Annotated in this window: 17 protein-coding genes; 11 read left to right on the forward strand and 6 right to left on the reverse strand. The window is 39.2% G+C overall.

Annotated features, from left to right (window positions below; genetic code table 11):
• The first annotated feature begins 77 nt into the window (after positions 1–77).
• The 8 genes from glyA to E0709_RS05625 all read left to right on the forward strand — a co-directional run bounded on the left by glyA (position 78) and on the right by E0709_RS05625 (position 6,470).
• The gene (gene glyA / locus E0709_RS05590; RefSeq protein ID WP_132300727.1) at positions 78–1,343 is read left to right on the forward strand and encodes a serine hydroxymethyltransferase; all 1,266 of its coding nucleotides are present in this window, start codon (positions 78–80) and stop codon (positions 1,341–1,343) included.
• Between the two features lie 107 nt (positions 1,344–1,450).
• On the forward strand, positions 1,451–1,774 hold the full coding sequence (locus E0709_RS05595) for a type II toxin-antitoxin system RelE/ParE family toxin (protein WP_132300725.1): 324 nt from the start codon (positions 1,451–1,453) through the stop codon (positions 1,772–1,774).
• A gap of 5 nt (positions 1,775–1,779) precedes the next feature.
• Entirely contained in the window at positions 1,780–2,076 is a 297-nt protein-coding gene (locus E0709_RS05600) for a helix-turn-helix domain-containing protein (protein ID WP_207905222.1), read from the forward strand.
• Positions 2,077–2,078: 2 nt separating this feature from the next.
• Positions 2,079–2,357, forward strand: coding sequence for a DUF1294 domain-containing protein (locus E0709_RS05605; protein ID WP_132300723.1), 279 nt, complete (start codon positions 2,079–2,081; stop codon positions 2,355–2,357).
• A 118-nt stretch (positions 2,358–2,475) separates the two neighbouring features.
• Positions 2,476–3,024 (forward strand): YgiW/YdeI family stress tolerance OB fold protein, encoded by a 549-nt coding sequence (locus E0709_RS05610; protein ID WP_165867204.1) that lies wholly within the window; start codon positions 2,476–2,478, stop codon positions 3,022–3,024.
• Between the two features lie 79 nt (positions 3,025–3,103).
• Positions 3,104–3,784, forward strand: a complete 681-nt coding sequence (locus tag E0709_RS05615; protein ID WP_132300719.1) for a response regulator — start codon at positions 3,104–3,106, stop codon at positions 3,782–3,784.
• Positions 3,762–5,135, forward strand: coding sequence for a quorum sensing histidine kinase QseC (qseC, locus tag E0709_RS05620; protein ID WP_132300717.1), 1,374 nt, complete (start codon positions 3,762–3,764; stop codon positions 5,133–5,135). The genes E0709_RS05615 and qseC overlap by 23 nt, the downstream gene beginning before the upstream one ends.
• Positions 5,136–5,402: 267 nt before the next feature.
• A complete protein-coding gene (locus E0709_RS05625; RefSeq protein WP_132300715.1) occupies positions 5,403–6,470 on the forward strand; it encodes a porin in 1,068 nt (355 codons plus the stop codon).
• Positions 6,471–6,564: 94 nt separating this feature from the next.
• On the opposite strand, the gene E0709_RS05630 is transcribed toward E0709_RS05625, so the two are convergent.
• Genes E0709_RS05630 through E0709_RS05650 form a run of 5 tightly spaced genes read right to left on the reverse strand, consistent with a single transcriptional unit; the run spans position 6,565 to position 11,995 of the window.
• On the reverse strand, positions 6,565–7,368 hold the full coding sequence (locus E0709_RS05630; protein ID WP_132300713.1) for a peptide ABC transporter ATP-binding protein: 804 nt from the start codon (positions 7,366–7,368) through the stop codon (positions 6,565–6,567).
• Between the two features lie 17 nt (positions 7,369–7,385).
• A complete protein-coding gene (locus tag E0709_RS05635) occupies positions 7,386–8,447 on the reverse strand; it encodes a peptide ABC transporter ATP-binding protein (RefSeq protein WP_132300711.1) in 1,062 nt (353 codons plus the stop codon).
• A gap of 8 nt (positions 8,448–8,455) precedes the next feature.
• On the reverse strand, positions 8,456–9,343 hold the full coding sequence (locus tag E0709_RS05640) for an ABC transporter permease subunit (protein WP_132300709.1): 888 nt from the start codon (positions 9,341–9,343) through the stop codon (positions 8,456–8,458).
• Positions 9,333–10,304, reverse strand: coding sequence for an ABC transporter permease (locus E0709_RS05645; RefSeq protein WP_132300707.1), 972 nt, complete (start codon positions 10,302–10,304; stop codon positions 9,333–9,335). Before E0709_RS05645 ends, E0709_RS05640 begins: the two co-directional genes overlap by 11 nt.
• Positions 10,301–11,995, reverse strand: coding sequence for an ABC transporter substrate-binding protein (locus tag E0709_RS05650; RefSeq protein WP_132300706.1), 1,695 nt, complete (start codon positions 11,993–11,995; stop codon positions 10,301–10,303). The genes E0709_RS05645 and E0709_RS05650 overlap by 4 nt, the downstream gene beginning before the upstream one ends.
• Before the next feature lie 76 nt (positions 11,996–12,071).
• Here E0709_RS05650 and E0709_RS05655 point away from each other — a divergent pair, with 76 nt between their 5' ends.
• The 3 genes from E0709_RS05655 (at position 12,072) to E0709_RS05665 (ending at position 15,657) form a co-directional block, all read left to right on the forward strand.
• On the forward strand, positions 12,072–13,481 hold the full coding sequence (locus tag E0709_RS05655) for a YcjX family GTP-binding protein (protein WP_132300704.1): 1,410 nt from the start codon (positions 12,072–12,074) through the stop codon (positions 13,479–13,481).
• A 56-nt stretch (positions 13,482–13,537) separates the two neighbouring features.
• Positions 13,538–14,617, forward strand: coding sequence for a YcjF family protein (locus E0709_RS05660; protein WP_132300702.1), 1,080 nt, complete (start codon positions 13,538–13,540; stop codon positions 14,615–14,617).
• Positions 14,618–14,685: 68 nt separating this feature from the next.
• Complete coding sequence (locus E0709_RS05665; RefSeq protein ID WP_228777386.1) at positions 14,686–15,657, forward strand: sigma 54-interacting transcriptional regulator; 972 nt, start codon at positions 14,686–14,688, stop codon at positions 15,655–15,657.
• On the opposite strand, the gene hflX is transcribed toward E0709_RS05665, so the two are convergent.
• Positions 15,658–16,989: a ribosome rescue GTPase HflX gene (hflX, locus tag E0709_RS05670; RefSeq protein WP_153984761.1), complete on the reverse strand. Its 1,332-nt coding sequence runs from the start codon at positions 16,987–16,989 to the stop codon at positions 15,658–15,660. It lies immediately after the preceding gene.
• Between the last annotated feature and the right edge of the window lie 34 nt (positions 16,990–17,023).

Genomic DNA, 17,023 nt, shown 5'->3' on the forward strand with positions numbered 1-17,023 from the left:
AATGAAATTTTAATTAAAAAAAGCGGTAGAAAAGAGTAAACTATCAACATTCATCTCCAACTTAGAAAGGAAAATCTATGTTTAAAAAATCTGTCACCATTGAAAATTACGATCCTATTTTATGGCAAGCCATTCAAGATGAAAACCGTCGTCAAGAAGAACATATTGAATTGATTGCCTCTGAAAACTATGCTAGCCCATTAGTGATGGCAGCGCAAGGCTCACAATTTACCAATAAATATGCGGAGGGTTATCCGAGTAAACGTTATTACGGTGGTTGTGAATATGCGGATATTGTTGAGCAATTAGCCATTGATCGTGCCAAACAATTATTTGGGGCGGATTATGTCAATGTGCAACCGCACTCAGGTTCACAAGCCAATGCAGCGGTATATATGGCGTTAATTAAACCGGGTGACACGATTTTAGGCATGGACTTAGCCCATGGTGGTCACTTAACCCATGGGGCGAAAGTGAGCTTTTCGGGCAAGATCTACAATTCCGTGTTATACGGTATTACCGCAGACGGTTTAATTGATTATGAAGATGTGCGTCAAAAAGCCCTTGAGTGCCAACCAAAAATGATCGTAGCAGGTTTTTCTGCTTATAGCCAAGTGGTGGACTGGGCGAAAATGCGCGAAATTGCAGATGAAGTGGGCGCTTATTTATTTGTCGATATGGCACACGTAGCAGGTTTAATCGCTGCTGGCGTTTATCCAAATCCATTACCACACGCCCACGTTGTGACCACAACCACACACAAAACCTTAGGCGGTCCACGTGGTGGCTTGATTTTGTCTTCTTCTGGTGATGAAGAAATGTACAAAAAATTCCAATCTGCGGTATTTCCAGCCGGTCAAGGCGGTCCATTAGTGCATATCATTGCGGCAAAAGCCGTCTGTTTTAAAGAAGCACTTGAACCAGAATACAAAGTGTATCAACAAAACGTGGTGAAAAACGCCAAAGCCATGGTAGAAGTGTTTAAATCTCGTGGTTATGATGTGGTCTCTAACGGCACTGAAAACCATTTATTCCTTGTCAGTTTTGTGAAACAAGGTTTAACAGGTAAAGCAGCGGATGCGGCATTAGGTCGTGCCAATATTACGGTCAATAAAAACGCTGTACCAAATGATCCACAAAAACCATTTGTGACATCTGGCATTCGGGTCGGTACGCCATCTGTCACACGTCGTGGTTTCACTGAAAAAGATGTGGTTGAGTTAGCTGGTTGGATGTGTGATGTGTTAGATGCCATTGGCAAAGATAACGAAGAAGCAGTGATTCAAGCCACTAAAGCGAAAGTGTTGGAAATTTGTAAACGTTTGCCGGTTTATGAAAAATAAATAGTGAAATTTGCGAGTAAAAAGCGGTGATGGTAAATCACCGCTTTTTTGCTTGAATAATTTTTTGAAAAGAGTAAACTCATCAGGTATGATGAATAAGGATGATTATGTTTGAATTAATTGTTTTGAGGCAAGCGGAAAAAGAGCTAGATAAATTACCGGATAATTTACAGGCTAAAACACTTAACGCAATGGCGGAGTTACAAAAATTTGGTTACGAATTGCACGAACCAGTCGTTAGACATATCCGAGATGGTCTTAAAGAATTGAGAGTTTCTGCTACTGAAGGAAATTCTCGTAGTTTCTTCTTCTTTGAAAGAGATAACAAAATAATCGTTGTTCATGTTTTACAAAAGAAAACGCAAAAGACACCACAACAAAGTATTGATTTGGCATTAACTAGAATGAATGATTACAAGAAAAAAGGATAGACGTTATGATTGACAATGAAGACTATGAATTTATTACATTATCAGATCTTCTCGCTAAAAAAATGCAAAACCCTGCCTTTGCTGCAGAATATAAACGGCTAGAAGAACAAGAACAACTTATGGCGAGCTTAAAAGCACAACGAGAAGCTCAAAATCTTACACAAAAAGATATTGCTGAAAAAACGGGGATGAAAATACAAAATGTGAGCCGCTTAGAACGTGGCTTGGTTCGTCCAACTTTGGATACACTTTCGCGTTATGCCAATGCGTTGGGTGGTCGGATTGAGTTTGTATTGAATTAAGTATGCTTTATTTCTTTTTAATCTATCTCGCGGTGGTGAATATCACCGCGTATTTTTTAATGGGAGAAGATAAAAAACGTGCCAAAAATAAACAATGGCGAATTGAAGAATTGGTTTTCTTTACCCTTTGTTTTATTGGTGGGTTTATCGGTGTGCATTTAGGTATGCAACATTTTCAGCATAAGACGCAACACTGGCAATTTAAATTAGCGGTGTCATTAAGTGCGGTGCTTTTTTTGATTATTTTACCGCTGTTATTTTGGTTTCGGCTGAAAAGTTAAATTATTTCCCCTCTCTTCATTTTTTCTTAATACTTATCTGTTTTAATTTCTCTCAACAAAGTGATGCTACCGTGTAGTGCTTTGTATGGTTAAAGGTTATATTGAAAAGGAAAGGAAGATGAAAAAAAATGTCATTCAACAAACCAGTATCGCTACCTTACTAGGTTTATCTATTTTAGCCGGGGCAAATTTTGTCCAAGCGGAAACCGCACCAGAATCACAGACCACTTTAGATCCTGTGGTGGTGCAAACAAAAGCCAGAGCGCCAGCATATCGCGGACAAGGTGCAGATCATGGCAATAGAATGGCTGAAAATCGCCCTAATGATGAACGTCCGTACGGTGGATTTATGCCAACTAAAACTACACAAGTGGCGGATGCGGCAAAATGGCAAGATGATCAACCAATCATCTTAATTGGTCATATTATTAAACAAGTGGGTAAAAAAGACTTCGTATTTAAAGATAGTTCAGGCGAATTAACTTTAGAGATTGATCGTAAAGCCATGCGTGGCTTAATTACGCCAGAAGATAAAGTCAAGATCGTGGCAGAGGTGGACAAATCTTGGGGTAAAACCGAAGTGGAAGCCTTTGTGGTGGAAAAAGTCAGAGCTAGACCAGAGGGCAAGCCGTCAGGTAAGCCAACCGATGCCGATAAAGCGGAATAATTTTCTATAAAAAGCGACATTCAGGTCGCTTTTTTGTTATGCTAACAACAGAAATCAACAACAAACTGCGGTGTAATTTATGCGAATTTTAGTCATTGAAGATGATCCCTTAATTGGTAATGGGTTAAATATAGGTTTGACCAAATCAGGCTTTTTAGTGGATTGGTTTACTGACGGTAAAACAGGTTTTGAGGCGATTAAAGCAGCGGATTATGATGCGGTCGTATTAGATTTGACCTTGCCGAAAATGGATGGTTTGGTTATTTTGCAGCAATGGCGAGCGGATAATCAAGATGTCCCCATTTTAATTTTAACCGCGCGGGATACCTTAAATGAACGGGTTACTGGCTTGCAACGTGGGGCGGATGATTATTTATGTAAACCCTTTGCACTTGCTGAAGTGGTGGCGCGTTTGCAAGCGTTAATTCGCCGTCGTTATGGACAGACTAATCCGATTATGGAATATGGGGCGGTGAAGTTTAATCCGACCCATCACCAAGTGTTTTTAAATGAACAAGAGATTTCGTTGACTACGCGAGAATATAAGTTACTCGAGTTGTTTATGCTCAATCAAAAACGGGTACTAAGTCGTACCTTTATAGAAGAAAAATTATATAGCTGGGATGATGATGTGAGCAGTAATGCCCTTGAAGTCCACATGTATAATTTGCGTAAGAAATTAGGCAAACAATTTATTCGTACCGTGCATGGTGTGGGTTATGCTTTAGGAAAACAGGATGAAATTACGACCAAAGAATAGTTTACGCCTACGTTTAATTTCGATTTTATCGTTAACCGCTTTAATTATCTGGGGCATTTCTACCAGTATTGCGTGGTTTGAAGCACGTAAAGAAGTGGATGAACTGTTTGATGCGCAACAGATTTTATTGGCAAAACGGTTAGCTACATCGAATTTACATCAAATTTTAATGGAACGCCAAAGACGTGGCGGATTTCGACCTTTTCATAGACGGAAACCCCGTTATGATGATGATGCCTTAGCCTTTGCGGTGTTTACCCGTGACGGTGACTTGCTGTTGGGTGATGATGCAAAGGGGGAAAACTTTATTTTTGCCCCCGTACGTGGATTTTCAGTGACCACCTTGGCGGGGAACGATGACGATAAATGGCGCATTTTTTGGTTGCCATCGGAAGATCGTAGTTTAATCGTCGCGGTGGGACAGCAGCTTAAATATCGTGGTGGCTTGATTCATGATATGGTGTTTAAGCAAATGTGGGTATGGATTGCCGGCTTGCCATTGTTAATTGGCTTGATGATTTTATTGATTGGACGCGAATTAAAAGCGATTAATCAAGTGGGGCGACAAATGCGACAACGTTCACCGGACGAGCATCAACCTATTGATACGCAAAATTTACCCGATGAAGTGCTGCCTTTAGTACAAGGATTAAATGGATTTTTTGACCGCACTTCCAACATGTTAACACGAGAACGACGCTTTACGTCAGATGCGGCTCATGAGTTACGCAGCCCATTAGCGGGCTTACGGATTCAAGCAGAAATTGCACAAATGGTGGGGGATGATACTAAATTAAGAGAGGAAGCCTTAACCAATCTCACCCAAGGTATTGATCGCGCAACCCAAGTGATTGAACAGTTACTCACCTTATCTCGGCTAGATAATCTCCAACAATTAGATGAATTGGAAGCGATTGATTGGCAAAACTTAATTAGCTCGGTAATAAGTGATTTGTATTTTTCTGCCCAACAGAAACAGATTGAATTGCTTTTTGAAACCCGCGCAGTGCCAGCACAACGCCAAGGACAAACCTTATTGTTATCTTTAATGTTACGTAATGTTATTGATAATGCCATTAAATATTGTCCGGACCATAGCCAAGTAAAAGTGCGGTTAGAAAAAAACGCTATTTACATTGAAGATAATGGCGGTGGGGTAAGTCAAGCGGATTTAGATAAACTCGGTGAACGTTTTTATCGTCCGGCAGGGCAAAATGAAAAAGGTAGCGGCTTGGGATTATCCATTGTCAAACGCATTGCAGCATTACATCATATCAAGGTACGATTTGAAAATAGGCAAGATTTGGCTCACAAAAATGCTGGCTTGCGTATTATTTTTCAATTAAATTAATCACATTTTTGGCTTCATTTGAGCTTGTTTTTGGGGCAATGGAGTACTGATAAAGGCTGCTTTGTATATAAATTAATCTCTTTATTGTGAAAAATGTGATCTTTGTCACTTTTTATATAAAATATTGTCTTTTCTGATTGACGAGAATTTCTTTCTTTGGCAATATGGTCTAGCTTTTAAAAAAGTGAGATTTGACAGTTTTAAATTTAAAAAGTTCAAATCTTGGTTGTATATAACAATAATCCTGATACAAAGAAGGAAAACATTATGAAAAAAACATTAGTCGCACTAGCAGTGGCTGCCACAGCCGCTACAGCAGTAAGCACAGCAAACGCTGCCACCATTTATGAACAAGACGGTACAAAAATTGAATTAAGTGGTTCATTACGTTTGTACTTAGGTCGTTTTGCAGACGATCAACGTGGTGATTTAAGAGATGACGGTTCTCGTGTTATCTTCAAAGCAAGCCATGATTTAGGTAACGGTCTATCTGGTTTTGCTGGGTATGAGTTACGTTTTGATGGTGGCGATGAGAAAACTAAAAATACTTTTGGTAATCCAGATACCAGACATTTATATGCAGGTTTCAAACATCAAGATATTGGTGCGTTAAGCTTTGGTCGTCAATTATTAAATATTGATGATGTGCTTGATGATGGTGCGTATGCGAACTCTGCTGCGTTATATCCAGTTTCAACAAGAGATTACAAAGTGGTTAAATTCCGTTCTGTAGAGTGGAATGGTCTTAGCTTCGGTTTAGATTACATCTTTGGTGATAGTAATAAAAATCGTTCAACAACGGGTAATATCTTCGATCAAGATGGTAATCATTTAACTGATCTTAAAAATGGTTATTCAGCATCTTTATTCTATAATTATGACATCTCCGATAATCAATCACTTAAGTTAGCAGCAACCTATCTTCAACGTGACTATGATGATGTACGAACCACATCAACAACAGCAAAAGAACGTTTCTGGTTAGCCCATGCTGCTTATAGCTATGGTCCATTCTACATCGCAGCGAACTATGGTCAAGAAAATAACAAATCTGATTATACTGGCAAGGTAAAAACACGTTATTCTTTAGTTGATTTAAGCTATCAAGTTATCGATCCTTCTCGTGTGTATGCACAATGGGAACGTTATGAAACAAAAACAGATAAACTTCAAAATCAATATTTAGTCGGTGTTGACTATAAATTGCACAAAAATGTAATTACTTATGTTGAATATGCACACAAACGTACTAAAGATTGGGATGATAACGGTCTTGTTGAACCAACAACCAAAAAAGACAATGTTTATGGTGTAGGTTTACGTGTATTCTTCTAATCAATAGATTAGTCAAGTTATTGAAAGACCCGAACATTGAGTTCGGGTTTTTTGTTGCCTCGTACGTGAGTGCGGGGCAGTGTATACGCCCCCATCACCACTCTCTCTCCCAAGCCCGATCATCCAACACATGTTCAAAATGGCTTTCCACTAACCGCTTGGTAATATCACTTTTCGGATGGCTAAATAAATTTCTGGTTGAACCGTATTCCACTACTAACCCCTTATCCATTACAAGTACCTGATCTGCAATATGCTTCACAAAACCTAAATGTTGACTGACATAAATATAAGCAACGCCACGACGTTCTTGTACGTTTAGCATTAAATTGGTCAATTGGGTTTTAACGGACGCATCTAAGGTGCCAATAGTATCATCGGTAATAATAATCTGTGGTTCAAGAATCAAGGCTTGAGCAAAAGCAATACGTTGTTTTTGGCTGGCAGAAAGAGTGTGGATTTTTACATTAGTATGATCGGGATAAAGACCGACTAAACGTAAGGTTTCAAAGATTTTCTCATTCCGTTGTTGTTCATTCAGATTGGTCCCTAATTTTAAAGGCATATCTAGAATCTGCCCGATATTTAAGCGTGGATTAAAGGCAGAGTTAGGATCTTGCATCAGCATTCGGATACGTTTGGAGCGATATTGATAATCGCCAAAGGTGAGGGGTTTGCCGTCTAATACAATTTGCCCTGATGTGGGGCGAGTGATACCCACAATCATTTTTGCCAGAGTTGATTTACCAGAGCCGTTATTTCCAATAATGGCTAAGGTTTGTTTGCGTGCTAGGCTAAAACTGACATCTTGCACAGCGTGAAAGGTATCTGATCCAAACAAACCTTGATGTTCTTTAAAGGATTTGGATAAATCGTTAACGTCTAAAAGTGCGGTCATTTTTCTTCCGTTTTATTTTATTCATCATGGTGTTGTACAGGCATATCTACGTTTAATATCAATGGATTGACGGTTTCTTTAATTGCATCATTTTCACGTAAATTCAGTGGATGATGACAGGCAAATTGGTGTTGTTTAATGCGACGTAATGGGGGTTTATTCACGCAATCTTTTTGAGCAAAAGGACAACGTGGACCTAAGCGACATCCCATAGGCATATGTTCTAACAAGGGTACACTACCGCGCAGGGTACTCAAACGGCTTTTAAATGGCAACGGTTGACTGAAATCGGGGGTAGCATGTAACAATGACGCGGTATAAGGATGAAAAGGATTTTCCAGTACGCTTTCCTTTGGTCCTGTTTCAGTATTTTGTCCACAATATAACACAGTGAGACTGTCACACCATTTACTAATTTCCGCAATATCATTGCTGGCGAATAAAATAGTCATGCCATTATTTTTATTCATACTGGAAAGCAAGCGAAAGATCTGTAACTGAGTTGTGGGTTCTAATGAATTAGTCGGTTCATCAGCAATTAATAAGCGTGGTTGATTCGCCACCGCAATGGCAATCATCACTTTTTGCCCTTCCCCTTCCGTGATTTCTTTTGGGTAGCTGTTCATAATGTCTTTATGTTCTTTGATCCCTACGCGGTGCAATAATTCAATGGCACGGCGTTTTTTCCAGCCAAACCATTTCCACCAATGTCCTTTGAATGTCCAAGATGGAATATTTTGCATAATTTGTTTACCGATCTTACGGCTTGGATCAAGGTACGTGAGAGGTTCTTGATAAATCATTGAGATCGCTTTGCCAACCAGTTTACGTCGTTTATAAGGGCTGAGTTTTAACAGTTCCACATCATCAAAACGAAAACGATCGGCGGTGATAATCCAGTTATCTTTAAAAACGTTACAAATCACTTTCGCGATCAGGCTTTTACCCGAGCCAGTTTCGCCCACTAAACCACAAATTTCGCCTTCATCAAGGGTTAAATTAACGTTATCCACCAATCTAATTCGCCCTTGTGAGGTCGGAATTTCAATACAAAGATTACGAATATCTAATAATGCCATGCCTGCTCCTATTCATAATATTTGTTGATGGCTTTACATAAGCCATTGCCAAATAACATCACGACCAACATCGAAAGAATAATTGACACTCCGGGTAAAATGACGGTCCAAGGGGCGAGATAGATAAGTTCTAAACTATCTCGAATCATCGCTCCCCATTCAGGTGTTGGGCGTTGAGCTCCTAAGGCAATAAAACTTAAGGCACTGATTTCCATTAATGTCACTGAAAAGGAGCGGATAATTTCTTGAATATAACGAACACTGATATTCGGTAAAATCGTTTCTTTCAGTAATACTGTGTTAGAAATACCTTCCAGTTGTAACACTAGCACATATTCTTTTTTGAGCTCTTGATGTACCGCTTGATAGATTTCATGAATAAAGTGAGGTAATAAAGCCAGTAAAATAGCTAACATGGCATTTGGTAAACTCGGTTCCATTAAAGTTGCAATCACGATACTAATTAATAAAATTGGAATGGACAAAAAGGCATCCAGAAAATGTCCGAGTATGCGAGATTTTAACCCCGTTGACATGCCCGCCATAATGCCTAACAGTCCGCCGATAATAGCAACAAAAAACACTACAATCACTGTACTACCGAAAGTATAGGTCACGCCATTAAGCAAGCGACTAAACAAATCCCGCCCGAGATCATCGGTACCGAAAAAGTAGATAACTTTCCCTGCACTATTCCAAGAAGGGGGAGTTAATTCTTCGCCTACAAATTGCATATCGCTACTATAAGGGGCTAACCAAGGGGCGAAAATAGCGATGAATAATAAGGCGACCGAGGTATAAAAACTAAATAAGGCAACACGATTTTTACGGAATAAGCGCCAAATTTGACTTAAGGTATCGCTGTCACGGAATTCATAGGGTTCTTTATCGAGCATTATTTAGCCATCCTTTTTTGCCAAAGGGATCAAGTAAAAATAAACCAAATTCGGCTAGAATATTCACTGCCATAATAAATAAACCGATAATAATTACCCCCACCGCAACACTGTTATAATCTTGTTGATTCATGGCTAAAATTAACCAGCGCCCAATTCCCGGCCAAGCGAAAGTCGTTTCTATCAGCATTGACAAGGCTAATGTAAACGTAATCAAGCGTGGTAACGCGGGAATTAATATCGGCAACGTGTTGCGACAGACATAACGATGTAAAATAGTCAAATTTGACCAGCCACGAGCCATGGAAAATTTTACATAGTTTTGTGATAAAATCCATTCTGTACGTCGTTGCACTAATTTTGTGATTTCCATAGTGGGGGAAATGGCTAACACGAGAGTTGGCAAAGCCAAATGTTGAAATACATTTTGAATAATTTTAATTCGATAAGGTACATTGACTAACCACACATCAATAGCGGTAAAACCAGTGACAGGGGGGATTTCATAGAGCACATTATATTGTCCGACAGCAGAAATTTCCCAACCATAGATCGCCGCAAAATAGAGCAAAATTGGCGCAACCCAAAATACGGGTACGGACACCCCAAAAGACGATAAGCCACTGATTGCTTTGCCATAAAACCGATTTTTATTAAATGCACCGACAATCCCTAACGGTACGCCGAATAAAAATGCCAATACAATTGCAAAGAAACAAAGTTCTAAGGTGGGAGGAAAAACGGTAAAAATTGCAGAATTGAGCGAATCGCCACCATTATAAGTAATGCCTAAATCACCTTTAAGCAAACTTCCCACATAACTCACATAACCAGAAAAAAAGTACGGTTGAGAAAATGAAATATTGGATGGATCACGCATAAAAATGCTGTAGCTCACCAATGACAACAAAAACAGGTTAATAAAGATCAGAAAAATACGGCGACAGAAAGCGTATATCATTTTTTGCCTCTGATGGATAATTTTTCAAAGTTAATATTACCAAAAGGCGATACATCAATCCCTCTCACTTGCGCATTGGAAATTAACAAACGTTTGATATTGGCAATCGGGAAAATCGGTAATTCCGTTAAGATTTCTTGTTGAGCAGAGTAATAATCCGATGCCCGCATATCAATATTATGGTGAATTAAGGCAAAATCTAACAAACTATCAAATTTAGGTGAACACCAGTTAGATAAATTAGTGATTTCATTGACAGTATTACAACTTAAAATAGGACGTAAAAAACTATCAGGATCTAAATGACTGGTGAGCCAACCGCTTAAGATTAGATCATAATCCTCAGTTTTATTATTGAGATTTCGCATTAAAAAGTTACGAGAAACCGACCGCACTTTCACGTTTACACCGACTTTTTCTAAGTCCGATTTAATCATTTCTGCCATTTTAATCGGAGACGGATTATACACTTGCTCTTGATCTACCACCCACATTTCCAACTTGAGATTTTTATCCTGTAATACACTTTTTGCCTGTTGTGGATTATATTGATAAAGAAAACCACGACGCGAATTACTGGAGGCCCAAGATACCGGCGGAATAATACGGTTAGCAATGGTAGCGGTATCATAATAAATATGTTTAATAATCCGTTCACGATTAATCGCTTGAGCAATGGCGTGGCGAGTATCTTTATCTTGCATAGCGGGACGTAAAAAATTAAACGCTAAATAAGATAAATTCATCCCATCCATCATAGTCATTTGAAAACGTTCACCATTATTTTTTAACAAACCTAATTGGCTTGGTTCGGGGAAACTGGCAATTTGACATTCATTGTTGAAAAATTTAGCTAAACGTCCCGTTTTATCGGTAGAGAGGTCGATAACAATATGGGGAATAGACGGTTTTTTACCCCAGTAATGGGAATGACGTTGTAAGCGAATATATTGACTACGGAAATAATCTTTTACTTGATATGCTCCCGTTCCCACCGGTAATTCATCCAGCTGACTAAGATTATCGTCCGCATTGAGTTGTAGCGCATATTCTTGCGATAAAATCACCGCATATTGGCTGGCGAGATGAGATAATACTGATGCATCTGGGGCGAACAGTTCAATTTTCACTGTATAAGGATCAATAGATTCTACTTGTTTAATTTTCTGGTTTAATTTCACGCTTTCAAAATATGGAAAGCGAGCCTTTTTCGCCAGTTCGTGGAAAATCTGATATTGCCGATTCACATTTTCGTTGCTGTCGGCTGCAAATTCAGGCAAAGACGTATTATGCCCTAGCACGCGATTTAACGAGAAAACCACATCATCTGCATTAAGATTGCGGGTTGGGGTAAACCAAGCGGTGTGATGAAACTGTACGCCCCTACGCAAATTAATCATAATGGTTTTGCCGTCCGCTGAAATACTATAAGATTGCGCCAGTGACGGTTCGACTTTGGCACTATTGTTATGCGGTTCAAATAATTTATTATAGATTTGTTCGGTCACCACATTCATACTGGTGCCAGCATCTGCCGTTTGGGGGTTAAAAGAAAACCCACTGGCATTAGTACAGTAAATTAAACCATTATCTGTTATAATTTCAGGCACTTTTGGGGCGGAGAATGCCGTATGCGTTGTGCTTAGTAGCCAAAGCAATAGAAAAAAACGAAAGATACGGAAACGCAACATTGTTAGCCTAAATGAAATTATATGTGATAAATTAGCCTTAATTTTATAAGATTTAGACAAAGATTAAAAACAAAATATGTTAAATACGTTACAAAAAGAAATGAATCAATTTATTAACCGCGGTTTAGATCGCAGTTTACGTCTTGCCGTGACAGGGTTAAGTCGTAGCGGTAAAACTGCTTTTATTACCAGTTTAATCAATCAGTTATTACATATTAATCGGGTTGATAATAGTCATTTACCGCTGTTTGATCCGGCTCGAAATTTACGCGTCTTAGGGGTAAAACGTATTGCTCAACTGGATCTAAGCATTCCACGCTTTGAATATGAACGGAATTTAAACGAACTGCAACAAAAACCACCGCACTTTCCGCAATCTACTCGTGGCGTGAGTGAAACAAGGCTCGCTATTCGCTATCAACGCCAGAGCGGTTTAATGAGTTATTTAAAAGAAACCGGTACATTGTATTTGGATATTTTTGATTATCCGGGGGAATGGTTGCTTGATTTGCCATTGCTTGCTTTAAGTTATCAACAATGGTCGCAAGAATTATCTCAACTGTTTAATGATAAACGGAAAAATCTTGCTCAACCTTGGCTGGCAAAAGTGGCAAAATTAGATTTAACCGCGCTTGCCAATGAAGATGTATTAGCGCAAATTGCACAAGATTACACGGATTATTTGCAAGCGTGTAAAGAGCGGGGATTGCACTTTATTCAACCGGGGAGATTTGTCTTGCCTGCAGAATTGGAGGGAGCACCAGCCTTGCAATTTTTCCCCTTGTTAGAGCTGACTACAGAACAATGGGAACAATTAAAAAACAATGCAAATTCAAAAAGTTATTTTTCGGTATTAGTTCAGCGTTATGAATATTATCGACATAAAATTGTGAAAAAATTCTATCAAGATTATTTCGCTAACTTTGATCGTCAAGTGATTTTAGCCGATTGCTTAACACCGTTAAACCACAGTCGGCAAGCCTTTGATGATATGCGTGAGGGGTTAACTCAACTGTTTAAAAACTTCCATTATGGTAAACGCCATCTGTTAACTCGCTTATTTTCGCCACGCATTGATAAATTAATGTTTATTGCCACCAAAGCAGATCATATTACTAGCGATCAGGTGCCAAATTTAATCAGTTTAATGCGACATTTGGTGCAAAAAGGTGGGAGCTATGTGGAGTTTGAGGGGATTGAAACTGAGTATAGTGCCATTGCATCTATTCGAGCAACACAACAAGTGAACGTCACCCAAAATGGTCAGAAATTCAAAGCTATTCAAGGGATACGTTCTAGTGATTTACAACAGGTCACGGTTTTTCCAGGTTCTGTGCCGATGAAGGTGCCAAATGAAGCATTTTGGCAAACCAACAAATTTGAATTTGACCAGTTTGAACCACAACCCCTTGAACCGGGTGAAAATATACCGCACTTACGGATGGATACAGTGTTGCAGTTTCTATTAGGGGATAAGCTGGATTAAAAATGTAGGGGAGCAGCTATGTCCGTTTCTATGACAATAAGGTTTAAGGATAATAAATGAACGATAAAATAATATTTGATGATATTCAACAAACAGAACAAGCACAGTTCTTTCAAGCCAAACAAGAGTTTAACCAAGAAAATGTTGAAATTGAAATAGATCAAGAACCCTTAGAGGGTGAGTTACTGGATGAAAAATTTGAACAGGCGATTGGTGCAAAATCTAACTGGTGGACAAGAGCTTTAATGATCGTTTTCAGCTTATTGCTGATCGCCATTGTGGCACAATCTATTCAATGGATGTTAGACACATGGCAACAACATCAATGGATTTATTTTGTGTTTGCGTTGGTGAGTTTTTTTGTGGTGGTGCTCGGTTTAACGGCAATAGGCAAAGAATTTTTACGCCTACGGAATTTGCGCCAACATCTGTTAATGCAAAAACAAAGTGCTGATTGGCAAATGGAGCCAAGTAAAAGTGCGGTGCAATTTAGCCAAGATTTATCAAATGAAGAAAGCCAACAATTCTGCTTAAATGTAGCCAAAGCGATGCAACTCGATCTTGAACACCCGACGATTGTACAATGGCAAAAACAGCTTTCTGAAAGTCATCATGCTCAAGAAGTCGGCTTTTTGTTTAGCCAAACTGTGATGCAACCCTTTGATAAAAAGGCAAAACAGTTAATCACCAAAAATGCTATTGAAAGTGCCGTAGTGATTGCGGTAAGTCCTTTAGCCGTGGTAGATACCTTTTTTATGGCGTGGCGGAATATTCGTTTAATAAATCAAATTGCTCGTTTATATGGTATTGAACTTGGCTATTTTAGTCGCTTACGTTTAATGAAATTGGTGTTAATGAATATGGCATTAACGGGTGCAACGGAGCTTATTCAAGAAGTTGGGATGGACTGGCTTTCACAAGATGTGATGGCAAAACTTTCTGCTCGAGTAGGACAAGGTATTGGCGCAGGGTTATTAACCGCTCGATTAGGCATTAAAACCATGGAATTTTGCCGACCATTAGCCTTTCAAAAAGGAGAGAAACCACGTTTGAGCCATATTCATCGGGAAGTATTAAGTCATTTGAAATCGACGGTTTTGAATACGAGTAAGATCACGAAAAAGGAAAAATTGTAAAGATTAATTGACGGGTTAGAATTTTTAGTTTACATTCTAAGAATCCATTCTATAAAGAGAGCGCAAAAATGACTGAAAATTCACCGCACTTTATGCCAACTTTTGCCGATATTGTCGCTTATAGCGACGCAATGCAAGCTTTAGTGACAAAAGCTAAAAAATTTGCTTTGCTTAACGTCCCGTTATTAATTCAAGGGGAAACCGGTACGGGTAAGGATTTGCTTGCCAAAGCTTGTCATCAAGAAAGTAAACGCAGAGCGAACAAATTTATTGCGGTGAATTGCGCGGGTTTACCCACTGAAGATGCAGAAAGCGAAATGTTCGGGCAAGCCAAAGGGGATAAAACCAGTATTGGCTTTTTTGAATATGCAGACGGTGGCACGGTATTGTTAGACAGTGTGGCAGAATTATCTCTGCCATTACAGGCGAAATTACTCCGTTTCTTAACCGACGGTACATTCCGCCGAGTGGGTGAAGAACAGGAACATTATGCTGATGTTCGCGTGATCTGCACAGCACAACAATCTTTACAATATGCCGTGCAACAAGGCAAAGTGCGTAGTGATTTATTTCATCGCTTAAATGTCTTAACCCTAGACGTTCCGCCCCTACGTGAACGCCAGCAAGACATTCAACCTCTTACACAATTATTTATTCAGCAAATTAGCCAGCATTTGCATATTTCTACCCCGCAGTTTAGCCCTGATTTTATTGATTATTTACAGCATTATGAGTGGACTGGTAATGTACGGGAATTGTACAATGCGTTATATCGTGCTTGTTCACTGGCAGAAAATGACCAACTAAGTATTCAAGGGTTAAATCTTGCCGAAAAAGTTCTCATGGGTGTTGAGCATACTATATTTTCAATAGATCAATTTGATAACCAAACGCTCGATCAAATTATGGCAAAGTTTGAATCTCAGGTATTAAATGAATTTTATCAGAAATACCCGAGCACCAGAAAATTAGCTAATCGATTAGGATTGTCACATACCGCTATTGCGAATAAGTTAAAGGCTTATGGGATTGGAAAATAGTTAATCCATCTTTTCTGCTTGGTTGAATGCTTGTAGTTCTGCAAACTTTTTCATCAATTTCATCCATTCTACCTGATCAATTGCAACGTTAAGTTGGTATTCGCCAAGCTCATTAACTTGTTCTTGTCTCACACAATCTAACTGATAAAAAGCGTGGCGGATTTTGCCTTGATTTGGAGATAATCTGATCGTGAGCGATAAAATGGTATTTTTTAAGCGTTGTCGAATGGCATCAAATAATAATTCCATTCCAATCCCCGATTGGGCGGCAAGATAAACAGCAATTGGCTGGTTTTCATCATTATATTCAATATGTGGAACAACATTTTCTAGCTTATCAATTTTATTATAAACTAATAAAGTAGGGACGTTATCCGCGTTGATCTCTTGTAATACCTCATTTACTGCCTGAATATTTTCCAGTTTACGACTGTCCGCACTGTCTATAACATGCAGTAATAAACTTGCCTCGGTAGTTTCTTGTAAGGTGGATTTAAAGGCGGATACTAAATCATGGGGAAGTTCTCGCACAAAGCCGACGGTATCGGCTAAAATAGTGGTTCCTACATCTTGAATTTGTAATCGGCGTAAGGTTGGATCAAGCGTTGCAAACAGTTGATCCGCCACGTACACATTGGCTTGCGTTATTTGATTAAACAGGGTGGATTTGCCAGCATTGGTATAGCCGACTAAAGAAATGCTAGGAATATCCGCTTTTTGCCGCGTTTGACGATTTTGGTTACGTTGTTTGGCTACTTTTTCTAAGCGATTTTGTAATTGAGCAAGACGAACTTTGATTAAACGGCGATCTGTTTCTAATTGGGTTTCTCCCGGTCCACGTAAACCTACCGCCCCTTTCTGTTGATCTAAGCCTGTTTTTCGGCGAACGAGACGCGTAGATAAATGCTTGAGTTGAGCTAATTCTACTTGCAATTTTCCTTCGTGAGATCTGGCCCGTTGCGCAAAAATATCTAAAATTAATCCGGTACGATCGACTACTCGGCATTGGCATAGACTTTCTAGATTTCGAGTTTGAGCTGGGGATAGCTGATGATTGACTAAAATGACATTGGCATTGTGCAGTTCAACTGCTTGAGCAATTTCTTCCGCTTTGCCTTGCCCCACAAAATATTTGGCTTGTGGTGTGCAACGCGCCGTGGTGATCACTTGAGCGATTTCCACTTGAGCCGATTTTGCCAGTAGCTGAAATTCGTTGAGGTCGTCAAGGTTTTTATTTTGTGAGAAAAAGACGTGTACAATGATCGCCTTATCTTGTGCAGCGGAATGAATTTCAGGGCGAGGAAGTGCGGTGAAAATGTTATGATTTTCCACCGCACTTTGCTGATGATTGAATGTGATATTCGGT

It is taken from the genome of Lonepinella koalarum (assembly GCF_004565475.1).
In the GTDB taxonomy this organism is placed as follows: Bacteria; Pseudomonadota; Gammaproteobacteria; order Enterobacterales; family Pasteurellaceae; genus Lonepinella; species Lonepinella koalarum.